The organism is Treponema lecithinolyticum ATCC 700332 (assembly GCA_000468055.1).
In the GTDB taxonomy this organism is placed as follows: Bacteria; Spirochaetota; Spirochaetia; order Treponematales; family Treponemataceae; genus Treponema_C; species Treponema_C lecithinolyticum.
Genome location: KI260564.1, coordinates 214,636 through 231,153, shown reverse-complemented (window position 1 = coordinate 231,153; position 16,518 = coordinate 214,636). Strand labels below are relative to the sequence as shown.

At 44.6% G+C, this 16,518-nt stretch carries 18 protein-coding genes and 3 tRNA genes; 11 read left to right on the top strand and 10 right to left on the bottom strand.

What is annotated here, in order from left to right; all coding sequences use genetic code 11:
- From msrB to HMPREF9193_RS05625, 5 genes are all read right to left on the bottom strand, one after another.
- On the bottom strand, positions 1-948 hold the full coding sequence (gene msrB / locus HMPREF9193_RS05645) for a peptide-methionine (R)-S-oxide reductase MsrB (RefSeq protein WP_040847761.1): 948 nt from the start codon (positions 946-948) through the stop codon (positions 1-3).
- 243 nt (positions 949-1,191) lie between these two features.
- Positions 1,192-3,075, bottom strand: a complete 1,884-nt coding sequence (locus tag HMPREF9193_RS05640; RefSeq protein WP_021687117.1) for a flavocytochrome c — start codon at positions 3,073-3,075, stop codon at positions 1,192-1,194.
- Between the two features lie 169 nt (positions 3,076-3,244).
- A complete protein-coding gene (locus HMPREF9193_RS05635) occupies positions 3,245-4,039 on the bottom strand; it encodes a sulfite exporter TauE/SafE family protein (protein WP_040847645.1) in 795 nt (264 codons plus the stop codon).
- Between the two features lie 2 nt (positions 4,040-4,041).
- Positions 4,042-4,114 (bottom strand) — tRNA-Pro (locus HMPREF9193_RS05630).
- A 9-nt stretch (positions 4,115-4,123) separates the two neighbouring features.
- Positions 4,124-4,197: transfer RNA gene (locus tag HMPREF9193_RS05625), tRNA-Arg, on the bottom strand.
- Positions 4,198-4,448: 251 nt separating this feature from the next.
- Here HMPREF9193_RS05625 and HMPREF9193_RS05615 point away from each other — a divergent pair.
- The 3 genes from HMPREF9193_RS05615 (at position 4,449) to HMPREF9193_RS10785 (ending at position 5,766) form a co-directional block, all read left to right on the top strand.
- Positions 4,449-4,522 (top strand) — tRNA-Pro (locus HMPREF9193_RS05615).
- 18 nt (positions 4,523-4,540) lie between these two features.
- On the top strand, positions 4,541-5,077 hold the full coding sequence (locus tag HMPREF9193_RS05610; protein ID WP_021687115.1) for a Gx transporter family protein: 537 nt from the start codon (positions 4,541-4,543) through the stop codon (positions 5,075-5,077).
- Positions 5,074-5,766: a DUF8519 domain-containing protein gene (locus HMPREF9193_RS10785; protein ID WP_021687114.1), complete on the top strand. Its 693-nt coding sequence runs from the start codon at positions 5,074-5,076 to the stop codon at positions 5,764-5,766. Before HMPREF9193_RS05610 ends, HMPREF9193_RS10785 begins: the two co-directional genes overlap by 4 nt.
- Here the strand turns inward: HMPREF9193_RS10785 and HMPREF9193_RS11030 are convergent.
- The 5 genes from HMPREF9193_RS11030 to HMPREF9193_RS05580 all read right to left on the bottom strand — a co-directional run bounded on the left by HMPREF9193_RS11030 (position 5,696) and on the right by HMPREF9193_RS05580 (position 8,866).
- Positions 5,696-5,935: a PspC domain-containing protein gene (locus HMPREF9193_RS11030; protein ID WP_040847641.1), complete on the bottom strand. Its 240-nt coding sequence runs from the start codon at positions 5,933-5,935 to the stop codon at positions 5,696-5,698. The genes HMPREF9193_RS10785 and HMPREF9193_RS11030 overlap by 71 nt on opposite strands.
- Before the next feature lie 13 nt (positions 5,936-5,948).
- On the bottom strand, positions 5,949-6,869 hold the full coding sequence (locus HMPREF9193_RS05595; RefSeq protein WP_021687113.1) for a hypothetical protein: 921 nt from the start codon (positions 6,867-6,869) through the stop codon (positions 5,949-5,951).
- Positions 6,870-6,901: 32 nt separating this feature from the next.
- Positions 6,902-7,588, bottom strand: a complete 687-nt coding sequence (locus HMPREF9193_RS05590; RefSeq protein ID WP_021687112.1) for a DUF1700 domain-containing protein — start codon at positions 7,586-7,588, stop codon at positions 6,902-6,904.
- Position 7,589: 1 nt separating this feature from the next.
- The gene (locus HMPREF9193_RS05585) at positions 7,590-7,901 is read right to left on the bottom strand and encodes a PadR family transcriptional regulator (protein WP_021687111.1); all 312 of its coding nucleotides are present in this window, start codon (positions 7,899-7,901) and stop codon (positions 7,590-7,592) included.
- 206 nt (positions 7,902-8,107) lie between these two features.
- On the bottom strand, positions 8,108-8,866 hold the full coding sequence (locus HMPREF9193_RS05580) for a CPBP family intramembrane glutamic endopeptidase (protein WP_156882463.1): 759 nt from the start codon (positions 8,864-8,866) through the stop codon (positions 8,108-8,110).
- A 29-nt stretch (positions 8,867-8,895) separates the two neighbouring features.
- Here HMPREF9193_RS05580 and HMPREF9193_RS05575 point away from each other — a divergent pair, with 29 nt between their 5' ends.
- From HMPREF9193_RS05575 to HMPREF9193_RS05540, 8 genes are all read left to right on the top strand, one after another.
- The gene (locus HMPREF9193_RS05575; protein WP_040847639.1) at positions 8,896-10,203 is read left to right on the top strand and encodes a hypothetical protein; all 1,308 of its coding nucleotides are present in this window, start codon (positions 8,896-8,898) and stop codon (positions 10,201-10,203) included.
- Positions 10,203-11,477 carry a ComEC/Rec2 family competence protein gene (locus HMPREF9193_RS10780; protein ID WP_021687108.1) on the top strand — a complete coding sequence of 425 codons (1,275 nt, stop codon included), beginning with the start codon at positions 10,203-10,205 and terminating at the stop codon, positions 11,475-11,477. The genes HMPREF9193_RS05575 and HMPREF9193_RS10780 overlap by 1 nt, the downstream gene beginning before the upstream one ends.
- Positions 11,478-11,497: 20 nt before the next feature.
- A complete protein-coding gene (rsmA, locus tag HMPREF9193_RS05565) occupies positions 11,498-12,394 on the top strand; it encodes a 16S rRNA (adenine(1518)-N(6)/adenine(1519)-N(6))-dimethyltransferase RsmA (protein WP_021687107.1) in 897 nt (298 codons plus the stop codon).
- Positions 12,391-13,125: a YggS family pyridoxal phosphate-dependent enzyme gene (locus HMPREF9193_RS05560; protein ID WP_021687106.1), complete on the top strand. Its 735-nt coding sequence runs from the start codon at positions 12,391-12,393 to the stop codon at positions 13,123-13,125. The genes rsmA and HMPREF9193_RS05560 overlap by 4 nt, the downstream gene beginning before the upstream one ends.
- Positions 13,126-13,133: 8 nt before the next feature.
- A complete protein-coding gene (locus HMPREF9193_RS10775) occupies positions 13,134-13,664 on the top strand; it encodes a DUF8521 domain-containing protein (protein ID WP_021687105.1) in 531 nt (176 codons plus the stop codon).
- Positions 13,664-14,623, top strand: coding sequence for an RluA family pseudouridine synthase (locus tag HMPREF9193_RS05550; RefSeq protein ID WP_021687104.1), 960 nt, complete (start codon positions 13,664-13,666; stop codon positions 14,621-14,623). The genes HMPREF9193_RS10775 and HMPREF9193_RS05550 overlap by 1 nt, the downstream gene beginning before the upstream one ends.
- Positions 14,624-14,625: 2 nt before the next feature.
- Complete coding sequence (locus HMPREF9193_RS10770; RefSeq protein WP_021687103.1) at positions 14,626-15,549, top strand: pseudouridine synthase; 924 nt, start codon at positions 14,626-14,628, stop codon at positions 15,547-15,549.
- Positions 15,550-15,750: 201 nt separating this feature from the next.
- On the top strand, positions 15,751-16,518 hold a 768-nt coding region (locus HMPREF9193_RS05540), incomplete at its 3' end, for an InlB B-repeat-containing protein (RefSeq protein ID WP_021687102.1).

Genomic DNA, 16,518 nt, shown 5'->3' with positions numbered 1-16,518 from the left:
TTATTTTACGTACGGAAGATATTCACCATAACCTTCAGCTTCCATTTTGTCGTACGGAACAAATCTTAACGAAGCGCCGTTTATGCAATAACGCAGCCCGCCTTTGTCGCTGGGACCGTCATCAAATACGTGTCCCAAGTGAGCACCGCCGGTTTGTGAGACAACTTCGGTACGGCTCATTCCCAAACTGTCGTCTTGAAGATAGTTTAGCGCAGAAAGGGTAATGGGCTTGGTAAAGCTCGGCCATCCGCAGCCGGCATCGTATTTATCGGACGAAGAAAACAGCGGCTTTCCGGTTGTAATATCAACGTAAATTCCTTTTTCATCGAATTTATCGTATTGGCTGGTAAAGGGCCGTTCAGTCGCCCTTTCTTGAGTTACGCGGTATTGTTCTTGCGTCAGCCTTTTTTTTAATTCGTCTTTCGGCAGCACTTTAAAGCGGCTTTCGTCGTATAAAGGTTTGTCGGCAAGGCTTAAGTTTATGTGGCAATATCCGCCCGGATTTTTTTTAAGGTAATCTTGGTGATATTCTTCGGCTTTTATAAAGTTTTTAAGCGGTTCTACTTCAACAACAACCGGTTTTGTGTATTTTTTTTGTACTACGGCAATGTAGTTTTGTATATCGCCGAGAACTGCCGGATCGGTATAGTAAATGCCTGTTCTGTACTGAGTGCCGATGTCATTTCCCTGTTTGTTAAGCGAAGTCGGATCGATGATCCTAAAATAGTGGGCAAGCAGTTCTTGCAAACTGACGATTGCCGAATCGTATACGATTTTAACCGTTTCGGCATGCCCGGTAGAAGCGATTTGTTTGTAATTGGTATCTTTTGTGCTGCCGTTTGCATAACCGGTGTCGGTTTCTTTTACTCCGGCAATTTTACCGAAATAACCTTCGACTCCCCAAAAGCAGCCGCCTGCAAAATAAATCTCTTTAATCGTTTTTGACATACCGATTGTTCCCCTTATAACCGAAGCGTCGTAACGAGCGCCCTGTGCTTTTCGGCTGCGTTCAGCCGCGCATGCGGGCATTACAAGCGCTGCAAAAAGTACCGGTAATACCGGTGTAAAAAAATGTAATCTTTTCATATTTGAAATATAAACACTAATTATGCAAACGTCAATAGGTAAAAGTACAAAAAATAAAAAAACCGCCTGAGAAAACTCAAGGCGGTTTTTAAGTTTAAGCAAAACTTATTTTCCCTTTATAAAATCGGGCAGGGTACCCGTTGCCGCGTATTGTCCGGCAATGTAGCCGTTTGCGCAGCAGTCTGCAACGGCATTGGAACCCAAGCGGTTGGTTCCGTGAATACCGCCGACAACTTCACCTACGGCAAATAAACCGGGAATAACGTTACCGTAGATGTCGCGCACTTCCGTTTTGGGGGTAATGTTCAAACCGCCCATCGTATGGTGAACCGAGGGCCACTGCGGGATTGCATAGTACGGACCGCTTTCGATAGTCATCATAATGCCCTTATCGATACGTTTGCCGAAATCGGGATCCGATCCGTTTTTAACGTAACCGTTGTGTTTTTTAATCGTTGCAGCTAAATTTGCACCGGGCATGGATACCGATTTGCCGTCATAGGTGCGTTTATTGATTTCTTTTGCCAAGTCTTCAAGAGAATCGGCTTTGAAAATTCTGTCGGCTTTTATACCGCTTTCCAATTGTGCCGGGGTTACAAAGCCGCCTTTTTTTACAATATCTTCGTTCATTATACAAAAAGTTGGGAACCCGCCTGAGTTTTTAGCGGCATTCGAACATACGTCGCGGCGTTCTCCTTCGTTTACGTAGCGTTCGCCTTTGTAGTCAACGTATACAACGCCGGAACTGGGACCGGAAAAGGGAATAACCGCCCATGCATCGAGTACGCCGCCGTTCGGATTTGCAAACGGATACAGCTGAATATAGCACATGTGCAGAATTTCGGCTCCGATAGCTTGAGCTTGCGTAATGCTTTCACCGGTTGCGCCTACATGATTTGTCGTAGGCAGCTCATCGGTGAGCATGGGAACGTAGCGTGAGCGCATGGGAACGTCGGCACTAAAACCGCCGGATGCCAAAATAACGCCCTTGCTCGCTTTCATGGTTTTAAAACCGTCTTTTGTTTCAACGCCGATACCGACTACTTTGCCGGAAAACGGCTGTTCGCGGTAAATGGTTACCATTTTGGTGTTCAGCATAATCGGAACGCCTGCTTTTTCTACCATTTTCTTTTGAACTTGCACAATGTCGGAACCTTGTCCGTTTATAGTTGTGTACGTTCTGTAACCGTAGTGTCCGCCCGGTCGTGTTAAGCTTTTGCGTACTTCCAAACCGTTGTCCAACAGCATGTTTAAGTAAAACGGCGAACCGTATACCATGTTTTTTACCAGCGCTTCATCGCCCATATAGTCGCCGCCTTTTAAAGTGTCGGCGATGTGTTTTTCTGCCGTATCGACGGGCAAATTCATTTCTTTTTGGAACTGTGCGGCAATTTTACTCGTATATGCTGCATATACGCCGCCGTTGATTTGAGAGTTTCCGCCGACAAAGGGCATTTTTTCGATAAGCACTACATCTTTTGCACCGTTGGTTTTAGCGCTGTGAGCTGCAGCCAATCCTGCAAAACCTCCGCCGACTACGATAATGTCGTGGGTTTCGTCCCATTTTTTCGGTGGTTTGCTGTCGTAGTTTTTTGCTTTCATAGTGGAAGCCATTTTGGGGGCGTTTTTAAAATCGGCAGGATTTCCTCCGGCTTCGCTGATGGCTTTTTCTACTGCAGCAAGAATACCTTTGCTGGTCATAGTTGCGCCGGAAACGGTATCGACCGTAAGGCTTTGCTGTTTTACGATGGCATCGGGAACTGCGCTGATTGCCGCATCGGAAATCCCCGGCGTTTCACTGTGTGTTTTTACTGTCACGCTTTCGATTTTGTTTTTTGAAAGTTTTACTTCAACGGTTAAACCGTCGCGCATACCTTTTACCGTTTCGGTATAGGTACCGGCTTTCATGTCGCTTCCTTTTGCAAAAAGCAGCGTCGTTACACAAGCGGCGGCAAGCAAAAGAAACACCAATTTTTTTGTTGTTTTCATTTTTCCTCCTTAAGAAAATCATACAAAGAAGATTACAGCGGTTTTCTATCTATAAAAATATCGATAAAAAAGGACACTGTTGTGTGCTAATATAGGGTAGCACATACGTACTGCGTTGTCAATTTATATTTTTTTAGTGTTTAACGGATATCTGTTAGCACAAATGCAATTACACCGCTTTTACGATATTGAGTATGCAAATAAGCATAATAAGTAATTGCATACAGTTAAATAAAATACCTACGGTTTTACTGCTGACCGTCTTTTTTATATGCGTGCCGATAAAGCCGCCGGCTATTGCACAGATAATCATAAACGGCGCCATTTCTAAATTATACGCTGCAAAGCCTGTTCCGAAAAGAATTGCCGTCAGTTTGGCAATTTGTGCAAAAAAGATAGTCATAAGGCTGGCAAAGGTTGCCGTTTTTATTTCGAACGAAAATAAATACATAAGTAAAGCAACGTTTATAGGGCCGCCGCCGATTCCCAAAAACGAAGACAATAAGCCTAAAACGATTCCTGCAGCGGCAAACACAAACGCCGAAGAAAAACGGTAGTTGCGGATACGGCCGTTTTGCACCATATAAAAGAAGACTGCGCCGATAAGCGCCAGCAAAAGTACATTTTGTACAACTGTAATAACGCCGTTGTTTTGTACCGCGTTACACAAAAGCTCGTATACGATTTGTCCTGCCGTGCCGCCTGCAACCGACCCCAAACTTAGTATAACGAGTTTGGCAAACGGCATATTTTTGTTTTGACTGCGTACGGTTCGCACGCTTTTAAGTAAAGACACGAGCGACATGGAAAAAACGGTTAAACTGCTGAGTACGCCGATTGTCGGTGAATCGTACCGGCCCATAAAATCCATAACGGGTTTCATAATAACCCCGCCGCCCATACCGCTTATGGAACCGAGTACGGTAGCTGCCAAAGCGAGCAAACTGTACAGGAATGCATTCATAGTCGGAACGACAGGATTTGAACCTGCGACATTCTGCTCCCAAAGCAGACGCGCTACCAACTGCGCTACGTTCCGTTTTTTTTTCGGGTCTAGAGGGACTCGAACCCCCTACCTGCTGCTTAGAAGGCAGCTGCTCTATCCTGATGAGCTATAAACCCATTTGATTTGCCGTTTTACTATAACAAAAAGATTATCCCGTGTAAAGGTGTGCGCTGCGGACTGCTGACGTTGCAGATGGTTTTCGTTGCGGGTGCCTGTTTGATGCTGCAGAGTGCTGACAGTATGCATGGCACCCCAGCGTACGTACTTGCCGATGCGCGTGATGCCGTATGCACGCCATACAGCTGCGTTGACTTTTTTTTACCGTTTTGCTATCATATTCAGGTTGTCGCCTAAAGGCGTGCAGCGACGGGCAATAGCGCAGTTGGTTAGCGTACAAGTCTGGGGGACTTGGGGTCCCCGGTTCAAATCCGGGTTGCCCGATTTAAAACAGGGTGGTTTATGCAAAATCCCGATAGGGTAAATCGGCGAAATGTTACGGCTTTTTTTGCCGCGTTGTGTCTTTTTTTATCGGCAATTGAATATGTAATTCCAAAGCCGCTGCCGTTTATGCGTTTAGGGCTTGCCAATATGCCCATCGTTTTGGCTTTATACGTACTCAAGCGCAAAGAGTTGTGTGTACTGGTACTGTTAAAGGTAATCGGGCAGGGCTTTATTTCGGGTACGTTTTTTTCCTATATATTTTTGTTTTCGGCAGCAGGTTCTTTTGCCGCCGCCGCCGCTATGTTTTTGCTGTGGCGTTTCGGTAAAACACATGTCAGTTCCGTCGGTATCAGCTTGGGCGGCGCTTTTGCCAATACGCTGGCGCAGATTTTTATGTCGCGTCTTATGCTGTTCGGCGATGCCGTGCGCTTTATAGCTCCGGTACTTTTAACCGGCGGTTTTATTACCGGATTGCTTTTAGGTTTGATTACCGGAATGTTTATGGCTTATTCGCGCTGGTTTGCTCTTGTGCTTACACGCGGAGAAATGCAATGAAAACTTTTTTTGCAAAAGTGAGTGCGTCGCAGCTGTTTGTTTGCACGCTTTTGTGTTTGCCGGGGGTATTGTTCCAACAATCGGTAGTGTTTTTGTGGGCGGATGTGCTTTTATTTATGCTGTTAAACGCACTAAAAAAAGGACATATACGATTGCTGCCGGCACTGATTATACTGATTTCGATTGTGTTTTTTAATTTACTTGCTCCGAGCGGCTTAGTGCTCTTTTCCGTTTTTTCTTTTAAAGTAACGCAAGGTGCTTTATTTACCGGCTTACGCAAAAGCGGCATATTGCTCGGTATGGTATTTATATCTCAGTATGCCGTAAGCCGCACTTTGTATCTTCCGGGACGTTTCGGAGGCTTTTTAAGCTTGGTGTTTTGGTATTTTGACAAATTGAGCGAAAAAGACGAAAGTGTACCGGCTGCCGTAAAATCGAAACTTAAAAAGCCTTTTTCATTTGCAGCTGTGCGCGCGCTTTTTGAAAAAATAGATAACAAACTGCTTTCAGTGTTTTATTTGCCGCCGGCGGAACGTGCCGGTGCGCAATCCATACAGTCCACGCGCTCTACCCATTCGGAAAGCACTGTGCCGTCTCATTCGCTCAAGTATGCGTTGTTCAGCGCTCTGCCTCTTTTTCCGGTGTATGCTCTTTTGATTCTCTATGTACTTGGTCTTTTTCCGGCATAATAACGGCGGCAATAATATAAGCTATAAGACCGCTGCCTACTCCGGCGAAAATCAAAAATACTACGATCAATCGTACCAAAGTAGGGTCTATATCAAAATATTCTGCAACTCCGCTGCACACTCCGCAAATCATTTTGTTGTCGCTTTTGTATAAACGCTTATTTTGCATATACATATTCTCCTTACCGTATGGATACATCTACGCTGCCCACATTGCAGCTTATGTCCAAGTGGTTGTATTTTTTTTCGTTTTTATTTGATTTTACCGCGCTTATTCCCCCTGCAGCGGTCGATCCGTTTATTCGTATAACTCCCAAAGCTGCCTGTGATGTCCACGAATATTCGTTTTCATCTCCGATTATATTTAGTTGGACGCTTCCGGTATTACACGATACATCGGTTTTTCCTTTCAGTTCACCTGTGAGCTGCACATTTGCGGCATTGCACGAAATATCGGTGGCAAAGCTTTTAAAATTGACTGTACGGACAAACTGTACGGCACTTGCATTTACCTCAATATTTGTTTGCAAAGCGTTTATGTTAATATCTTTTGCTTGTAAAGCAGCCCCATTTAGTTCAATAGTAAATTCGTTTAACTGCGTATTATTTGGCATACCGATAATAACATAGCTTCGATATGCATCGCGCCACCTGCGCACTTTATGCCGCCGGTGCTTTTCGTTTATGCGCAGTGTACCGCCATCGGATAATTCGGCATACATACTGCGGTTTATGCCGTTGACCACAGAAACATTCAAGTCGTTTGCGCGGCATAGGTATACTTTTGCCCCGTTTGCTTTTATATGCAACGCTTTTATGTCTTGACCGGAATAATCGTAATCGGTTTTGCGCTTTGAATTGCGTTTAAACTTGGTATCGAATTCCTTTTGCCAATACCAGTCTTCATCATCTTCATCAAATTCGCTGTCTTCCCAATCAAAATTTTCCCTGTCGAATTCAAAGTCTTTTCCATCGTTTATGCCCTGTTCCAGTGCATACGTAAGCCAGCGCAAATTGCTTCCTCCGATAAACGACGTACAAATAAACATCAGTCCGACACCGATTAAAATGACTGCGGTGATTGCAATGGGTTTTGTTTTCATATTCTACTCCTAATTCGTTGTATAAATTGAATTTAACGTCGGTGCCGGAACGGCAAAGCGCACACGTATACGACAGTTCTGATGATGGCGGGCAGCACTTTTTTGCAAAGCCATACACCGAATATACCGAAAAGCAGTGCAATGCCCAACAAAACCAAGCCGGCCCCGATTCCCAAAAGGCCGTTAAAAAATGAACCGACAAGTGCCGTACATCCGGTATAAAGGACGACTATGCCGGATGCAAAAACGGCGATTGCGCCAATAATGCCTGCGCATCCTATTGCAAGTAAAGCGACTACTATGCTGAAACCAATACCTACTAAAGATGCCAAAACGGAAAACCATACCGGAAAGGTGAGCGCTAAAAGTAAAATAATAAGCAATATGTTAGCGCCGTTATGTTTTGCCGGCGTTCGAGCATTTTTGTCGTACTCATATTCATACTTGTATCCGCGGTGCGCACTCGCACTGTGTGCTTCGTCGGTGCTTGTATCTGCTTTTTCGCCGTTATTTTTGCGTGCGGGTACACAGCTGAAATTGGAACGGATATACGCTCCCAATTTTTGCGGACTGCCCAATTCCGCCATTACTTTTTGTGCGTTTTTTTCTCCGGCTTCATCAAAATAGTTGCGGTAGTAATCGAGCGCTTCTTTTTGTTCGTCATACGGCAGTGCGGCAAGTTCTTGCTGCAATATATGTAAATATTGTTCCGTAGTCATTTTATTCCTCTCCGAAAAGTGCCAATTCTATGTTTTTGCGGTACTTTTTCCATTCTCTGCGATAGCCGTCGAGGCGTATCATACCGTTCGCCGTTATGCGGTAGTACCGTCTGTTTCTGCCGGCAAATTCGCGGTCGTAGGTGTCAAGACAATTGTCTTTTTGCAGCCGTCTGAGTACCGGATACAGCGTACTTTCCGATACGTCGACGATGGTTCGCACATCTTGCGTAATTTTGTAGCCGTACGTTCCCTCACGGGAAACAACCGCTAAAACTACGGCATCCAGCAAAGCCGCGCCTGTAGTGAAAGTCACTTTTAGTTTACTCCTGTTATAATATGATTTATTGTAATATATTATATAATATATAATATATTGTGTCAAGCGGTTTTATATTATAGATACCGGCTGCGTAGAATCATATTTTATTTTATAGTAGAGTATTGTTGTGAGTATTGATGAAGTAATTTTACGTCAATCAAAAGCGAAGTGTGCCAATGATGAACTATTCAATAAACCGTTCAATGTGTCAAAATAAAAAAGACGGTTAGGTTATATAAAATATGCGCCGTGCATCCGGGAACTAATGAGCGCTCGTTTACCAGCATACATACGCGCAATATGACGGCGCAAGTGAATGCGTTAAGTGCAGCATACAATCCCAAATAGCGGTGACCGAGTGCAAACAATATTATCGGGATTGCTTCTGCCGCTGCATACAGCATACTTTGTAATCCGTGTGCTGTTTTCCTTTTTTGCCTCAAGTGTAAAGCGATGCAATGCGCCCGTTCTGGTAAAAACAAACGGAATACGATTTCTTCATAACATGCAAGTATTACCGTGCCTGCCAAAAATAAAATATTATGAACATAATCTTTCGGCAGTATAATCGGCTGAACCGTTTTTTCCGTGTATTGTGCCGCCCGGTTCCACAAAAAAGCTGAAGATACAAGACCCGCAAAACACAATACCGTGCTGAAAAGCGGTTTTACCCTGCCGAGCGATTTGAGTTTGTCAATCAATTTTATAATTGATTGTGTAAGGGGGCTGCCGGATGTACAAAAACTGCCGTACTGTGTGCCGTGCCGAGTACGGCAGCGCATATATAAAAAAAACGAACATAGTGTATAAAAAATAAGAACGGTTGCGCAAAGATTGTCTGCAGGGCAAAAGGGTGTGTGTGACGGAAGCGGCTTTGCAAAAACGGGCGGCAGGGCAAGCATAAAAACAACTAAAAAATATTCTGCAATTTCGATGTATACATAGTGAAAATTCTTCACGGTTATGATAGTATAACATAGGTTAGTTTATGTATACCAGACATTTTTTTGTTTATTCAATGCTGTGCGCTGTAGTTTGTGCCGTTTTTCTTTTTCCTTTACACGCCGTCTCCGGTACTGATGAGGGGAGCGCCGGTCCCGTAAGCAGCGGCAGTGCTGCTAGTACCGGCGGTAAAATCACTAGCGGCGATGGTAGCGCCAGTGCCGGCAGTACCGTGTATCGCGCTTTTGTCGGAGAAAATATTGCAGGAAAAAGCGCATTGATAAAAAATATCGATGTGTCTTTCCAAGACTGTGTTGCCGTATGCATGCAAGCGCTGAGTTTTGTGCAAAGCAATTATGAGCTTTTTGCCGATGATGCGCAGTTTTCGCTTTTGGCATGCGAAACGGTACAAAAAAGCCTTGTGTGTTTAAAAAACGATGCGCTTCCGTATTGGGAAAAGCTTTTTTCCATTACAAACGACAGCGCTTTGCAAACGGTTATTTTGGAAAGCTTTGCTTCTCTTGCCGCACAAAACGCTGCTGCCGGCGCAAACACCGCAGTTTTATTCACCCGGGCAGCCGATTTGGTTAACTCGTATGTACAGCATATAGTTTTTTCACAAAAAACCGATACAAACGAAGTGCTTTTAAAAGCAGTTAAAACCCTCGGAAAAATCGGGCGCGCTTCTTCGTTTTCCGTTTTATTTGCCTGCTATACATCGCCGGACAGCCGCTTATCCGCCGCCGCTTTTGATGCACTGAAAAACCTAAGCACCGTATACCAAAAGCCTGTAAAAGAACTCATTGTTAACGGAAGTATAACGGAAAAACGGCTGGCGCTCGAATTGGTGTTAAAAAACGATGCAAACTCTGATTTTTTTAAAGCCGAAATGGCAGCACAAGCGTTGTCGCAAGCCGTGTATGAAGCGGCACAAAAGAACTCTGCAGATGAACAGTTGACTGTTTTACAAATGACTGCCGTTAGGGAATTGTACCGCGTTTCTTGGACGCGTTCGGCAGATTTAATGAAACAAGTATTTACTTTGTCTCAAAATCAATACGAACAAGGTTTATTAAGTAAAGATAATTTTATAGAAATTATTAGAGCTTTTACTCGTTTGGCTTCTACGGAAGCAGGATCTCATTTAACGGCTTATTTGAAAACGCTTAACCGCAAACAAGAAAAAAACAGCGCCAATCCCCCCGATCCGCAAGTTGTGCTTGCCGTTGTGCAATCCCTTGCTCTTTTAGGAGATAAAGTTGCATTCGACGATTTATTATATGCAACCTATCAAAACTACCCCGATATCGTCGTATCGGCGGCAAAAGAAGCGTTGAGTAAATTAAAGTGGTAATGTATAAAGCGATGTGCAAAAAACTGCCTGAAATTTCTCCGGCATTTGCCGCTGCTCTAACCGTTGCATTTGTTTTGTATTCGGGGCTTTTCGGTTTTTCGGCTGTGCGCTCGCGGCGGCAAAACTACAGTTTTTATTCGCTGTTGCCAGCCGATAAAGTAACCGAGCTTTCAGGAACGGTGTTTTCAAATCCGGTTAAAACATCGTCCGGCCGCTTTTATTCTGTTGTACTCAATGCTGAAAGTGCAAGTTCCGCTCGTATAAAATCAAGCGCATCGGGACAAACGCTTGTACTTTTACCGGCAGCGGATGTTGAAGCTTTGTATCCGGGAAAATTGTTTTCAAAAGCGCACAGTGCCGTGTTTGCAGAGCAGGGCGCGCGTTTAACTTGTTCGGTGCGCTATGCAAATGCTTTTTTTATTGCGGAAAAAACCGTTTTTAACGGGTGGAAAAACCGAATCAGCCGTTTTCGCGCTTTATGCCGTCTAAATTTAAAACGGATACTGTATGCATGGAAAAAAGCCGGCGGTCTTGCGCTTGCTCTTTTGTCCGGTTCGCGCGAATATGCCGATGAACGTTTGGTTACAGCGTTTAAAAACAGCGGACTTTCGCACGTTTTAGCGCTGTCGGGCATGCATTTGGCGCTTTTTGCAGGAAGCGCTGCCGCCCTCGGGCGTTTCGGCGGAAAAAAGCTGAGCGTTTTTATGTCGCTGCTTTTTGTGTGCGCTTTTGTGTGGTTTGCAGGCGCAACCCCTTCGCTTATCCGCTCTTTTTTATACGTGTTGATTATGTTTGTTTGCGATATTTGTTTTGTAAAACCGCAAACGCCGAGTTCAAGTTTTGATTGTTTAAGCGCCGCTTTTTTGGTGCACGTGTTTTTATTCCCGAAAGATGCGTATACGAGCGCTTTTATGCTTTCGTATGCGGCGGTTTTAGGCATTATTGTGTTTGAAAATGCTGTGTGCCCGTATCTGTATAAACTGCTTCCCCGTGCTGCGGCAAAAGTTGTCGGCGTTTCTGTGGGGGCATGGGCGTTTACCGCTCCGATAAGCATTGTGCTGTTCGGGCAGTTTGCACCGATAGGTATACTTTCATCGCCGATTCTTTCACCGCTTGTTGCCGTTTTTACCGTAACTTCTCTTGTATGCATAACGCTGTCGTTTGCAATGCCTTTTCTTTTAACACCCTTAGGCAGTATAATACGTGCTTTGTATGCTTTGTTGGAACATGCCGTTATGTATTTTGCGCGTTTTAAGCCGATTGTTTTTAATTAGGAGTACCGACCGTGCGTGCAATGGATTATGATTCGCCTTCCGCATTAAAACAATTTTTAGACGAACGCGGTATGGCTATGCAAAAAAAATTCGGGCAAAACTTTTTAATTAACCCGCGCGCCCGTACAAAAATTGCCGAAAGTCTTGAATTACAAAAAGATATGTGCGTGTGGGAAATCGGAAGCGGTTTAGGCTGCTTGAGCGCCGAAATCCTTAAACGCGGCGGCATATTGACGGCGTTTGAAATCGACAGGGGCTTTATACAAGCTTTAAACGATATTTTTTTTGATGAAATTGCAAATAAAACCTTTCGGATTGTCGCAGGAGATGTGCTTAAAACCTGGAAAAATGAATACCGCAGCGCTGTTGTGCCCGAACGGGTGTGCGGAAATCTTCCGTATAATATCGCTTCGCGCATTATAGCCGACACCGTAAGTGAAGGAATCCGCTTTGAACGCTGTGTTTTTACCGTACAAAAAGAAGTAGCTCAACGTATGGCTGCAAAACCCGCTTCGCCGGCGTACTCGTCTTTTTCGGTGCTGTGCACCTGGGCATACGACGTTCAACCTTTAATGGATTTGGCAGGCGGCAGTTTTTGGCCGCGTCCGAACGTGTGCTCGCAAGCGGTAGTGTTAACTGCAAAAAAAGATTTTCCAGGTTGTAAAGATATCGGAACATTTTTAAAAATACAAAGAGGGTTATTCGCTTCGCGGCGAAAAACAGTAAAAAACAATACGGCAGCTTTGTATTCGGTACAAGCGGCGGACACCGTATTAAAGCAAGCGGGTATAGATCCACTGTGCCGTGCGGAAACGCTTGATATAAAAACGCTGTGCGCTTTAGCCGATGCGTTTTATGAATACGAAAATGAGGTCGGTAAAACAAAGGAAAACAAAGGAAAACGGGAGAACGCATGAGTACGTTTGATGACAATGCGATAAAGCATAATATAGAAAAAATACGCGAGCGAATTGAAAAAGCCGCTGGACGAAGCGATAGAAAAGCTGAAAATATAGCGCTAATGGCAGTTAGTAAATTTCACAGCTTTGAAGAAATTCAAAGTGCGTACCGTGCCGGCATTCGGTTGTTCGGCGAAAACCGTGTGCAGGAAGCGGTTTGCAAATTTGCAAATATGCGGCAAACACTTGAGCAAAGCGAACTGCACATGATAGGGACGCTGCAGCGCAACAAAGTAAAAGATATTGTACCTTTGGTAAGCTGTATTCAGTCGGTAGACCGAATTGAATTGCTCGACGAAATAGCCAAACAGTTACACAAAGATAAAAGTACAAATACAGAACAAACACAAATGCAAACGCTCAAACTTTTGTTTGAAATACATACCGGAGAAAAATCAAAAGCCGGCTTTGCTAACGAAGACGATACCGTACGTGCTTTGGAACATGCCGAAAAGCTTAAATTGCAAGTAACCGGGTTTATGACAATGGCGCCTTTTACCGAAGATCGCACACAAATAAGAAAATCCTTTGCTTCGCTGCGCGAGTTATCCGAACGCATGCAAAAGCGTTTTCCGTTTTTTTGTTTTACCGAGCTTTCTATGGGAATGTCCAGCGACTTTGAAATTGCCGTTGAAGAAGGTTCAACTATGGTGCGCGTAGGAACAAGTATATTCGGTACAAGAACTTAGGAGGGGCTGTGAAAAACGTAAAAAAAATATGCGCCGTACTTTTTTTTGTGTGTTATTTTACCGAAGCCGTTTTTTGCCAGCAAGTACCGTTGTCGCGCTCACAGGAATTACATATTGAAGGCTACAAAGAGGGTGAACAGCTTCCTTCGTGGGCAAAAGATTTGCGCCGTGCCGAAATAATTACGCTGGGCTCTTTACCTTTTACAACGCTTAATGCAACGCTCATTTATTCTTTATACCGTTACGGCTCTCACGATTTTGACAACGCTTACATACCGAATCCGTTTCCCGGTTCTTCTCAAGAGGCAAAATTGAATACCGATGAACAAATCGGTATTTTGACAGCTGCCGCTGCTGCCAGCGTTGTAATCGGTCTTACCGATTTTATAGTACTCAAAGTCAAACAAAATAAGCTTAAAAAACAACTTAAACAAAGAGAGCGGGAAAAAAACGATGCGATAGAAATAGAAACTGTGGAAAATACCGAGAATGCCGAGAATGCCGCCGCCGAAAAAGAACTGCTTCAGGAGACGTCTTGATGGCGCAGCTGTGTTTTATTGCGGATAAAAGCCGTTGTCCGGTGCGCCTCGATGTGTATGCAAGCGAAGTACAAAACATCAGCCGCTCCCGTTTAAAAAATGCTCTCCGTTCGCTTACCGTAGACGGAAAGAATGCCAAGTTATCGCTTCGTTTAAAGGGCGGAGAAAACGTTGTCATCGATTGGGAAGACACCGTGTGTGAAAGCGCCGAACCGGAAAATATTGCGCTCGATATTTTATTTGAAAACGATGACGTAACCGTTGTAAACAAAGCTCAGGGAATGGTAACTCATCCGGGAGCAGGGAATAGCCGGCACACTTTAGTAAACGCATTGCTGTATCATTGGCAATGTGTGTGTACAAACGATCAAAATACCAGTTCACCGTCGTTTCGGTCAGGAATTGTGCACCGTTTGGACAAAGATACTTCAGGTGTGTTAATTACGGCGCGGCACATCGAAAGCGAAATATTTTTACAAACTGAATTTAAAAACCGCAGGGTAAAAAAAGAATATATCGCAATAGTGCAGGGACATCCGCCGGTTTTATCCGGAGAGATTAAAAATACATTGGTGCGTTCCGCTTCAAACCGCATATTGTTTACCGTTGCAAAAGACTGCTCGCAAGGAAAACTCGCACACACACTGTACCGCTGCATAGGTATTTACGGTCCGTATTCGCTTATGCGCATAACGATTAAAACCGGACGCACACACCAAATTCGTGTGCACATGAAACACTTAGGCTGTCCCGTGCTCGGAGACCCCTTGTACGGCAAAAAGGACGCTTTATTTGAAAGCGCAACGCTTATGCTGCATGCGCGCCGTTTAAGCATTCGGCTGAACGCCGACAGCGCTTCTTTAACTTCGTTTAAAGCCCCCGTTCCGCGCCGTTTTAAAAAAGTGCTTAAAACGCTGCATGAACGCTTTAAGCGAGCCCCAGATCCGGAGTGCGTGTAACGATGAGCGCTGCGCCGCCGTTAAACGATTTTCTTCCCTCAAACGATTTTCCGCGTATTTTTGTTGCCGTGCAAGACAAACATTTTATTATCGTAGATAAGCCTGCCGGTTTGCCCTCCGCTCCGCTCAAAGCGCATAGCGCCGGATTGGCAACAGGCACTGCGCCTGCAGTATTGCCGGTAAAGACTTCAGAGCCGGTACAGCCGGACGCATTCAGTCAAGCTGCTCTTTTGTTTCCGGAAATTACATCCGTTTGCGGCAAAAAAAGCATAGAGGGCGGTTTGCTGCACCGTTTGGATACGGCTACGCGCGGTCTTTTGCTTATTGCGCGCACTCAAAATGCGTACAATGCTTTTGAATGTATGCAAAAAAAAGGTTCCTTTGTAAAATATTATTGCGCATACTGTTATTGCCCAAGCACGGACAGTTTAAAACGCATAAAAGTGCCGGCAGTTATCGAAAGCCGTTTCCGCCCTTTCGGTACGGGATCCCGTGCCGTTAAACCCGTTTTTGCAAACGCTTCCAAAGCGGACTTAAAAAAAGCCGGCAGCAAAACCTACCGTACCGAAATTTTGTACATTGAACATGCGGCGCAAAACCCTGCTGCCGCTGCTATAAAAAAACCGGATTCTGCACAAAGCGGCGCCGGCGGGAATGTTGTGTGCGTTTTGTGCCGCATAACCGCAGGCTTTCGTCACCAAGTACGCGCTCACTTGGCTTCATGCGGTTTACCCGTTATAGGCGATGAGTTGTACAATCCTTTTTGCGTGCAGCACTCCGGTAAAAACACGGATATGCATTTTTATGCGTGCGCTTTGGAATTTAATCATCCTGTCAGCGGACAGCCTGTGTTTTTTTGTCTTAAAGAATTTAAAGATATTGTGTGTACATCCTGCGCTAAAACCTTAACGCCTATTTGTATATAAAATGATGCTTTACAGCTTTTTAATTTCCTCTCGCGTTTTGTCAAGCTTGTGCCTGACAATACAACATACACAGACGGTTTTGACCAAGTAACCAAAGTTCTTTTTTGCGAACTTTGGTTCTTTTTTTTCGTATAAATTGTTTTTAAAAGAATAGCGTGGTACAATTATAATGAGGTAAAATATTTTTGAGGAGAACTTACAATGAAAAGTTATTCAAAGAACAAGGCATTTGCCTTTTTAGGAGCGGCTTTTGTGCTGTTCATTGCAGTGTTTACCGGCTGTCCGCAAACAGCGGACGGCGGGAATACAAACGGCGCGGGAAAACCGGAGATTAAGCCTAAGCACAACGTAAGCTTTAGCGTAGACGGTGCCGGCGGCACACTCAAAGCAAAAGCTGACGGCGTAACGGAAACCGGTACAAGCCCCGTAACTGTCGAACAGGATAAAATCGTAACCTTTACGGCAGTACCCGCTGCGGGTTACAAACTAAAAGAGTGGAAAGTAGACGGCACTGTTATAAGCAACACGTCAAACACCTATACTCACAGCGTAACGACAGCGGTTGACGTAAAGGTGAGCTTCCAACTCCTTCCGCCCGGAAAAATCGAACTTACTCTAAGCCCCGATAAGCTCACCATTAAAGTTAAGGCAACAACTGCCGACGGTACCACCGTAAAGGTAGAAGGCTGCACCGAAACAGAGCTTGCAAGCGGCACGCAAACCGAACTGAACGCAAAAGGTAGAACAGTAATTTTCAAAGGCAAGATCACCAAGCTGGAAGCCGGCGGCAGGAACAGTAACGATTCCAATAAATTGATAGCCCTTAACGCACAAGGCTGTGCCGCTTTGCAAGAGCTGTACTGCAGTTACAATCAGCTTACCGAACTTAACGTACAGGGCTTAACCGCTTTGCAAAAGCTGGTCTGCTTTGGCAATAAGCTTACCGAACTTAACGTACAGGGCTTAAGT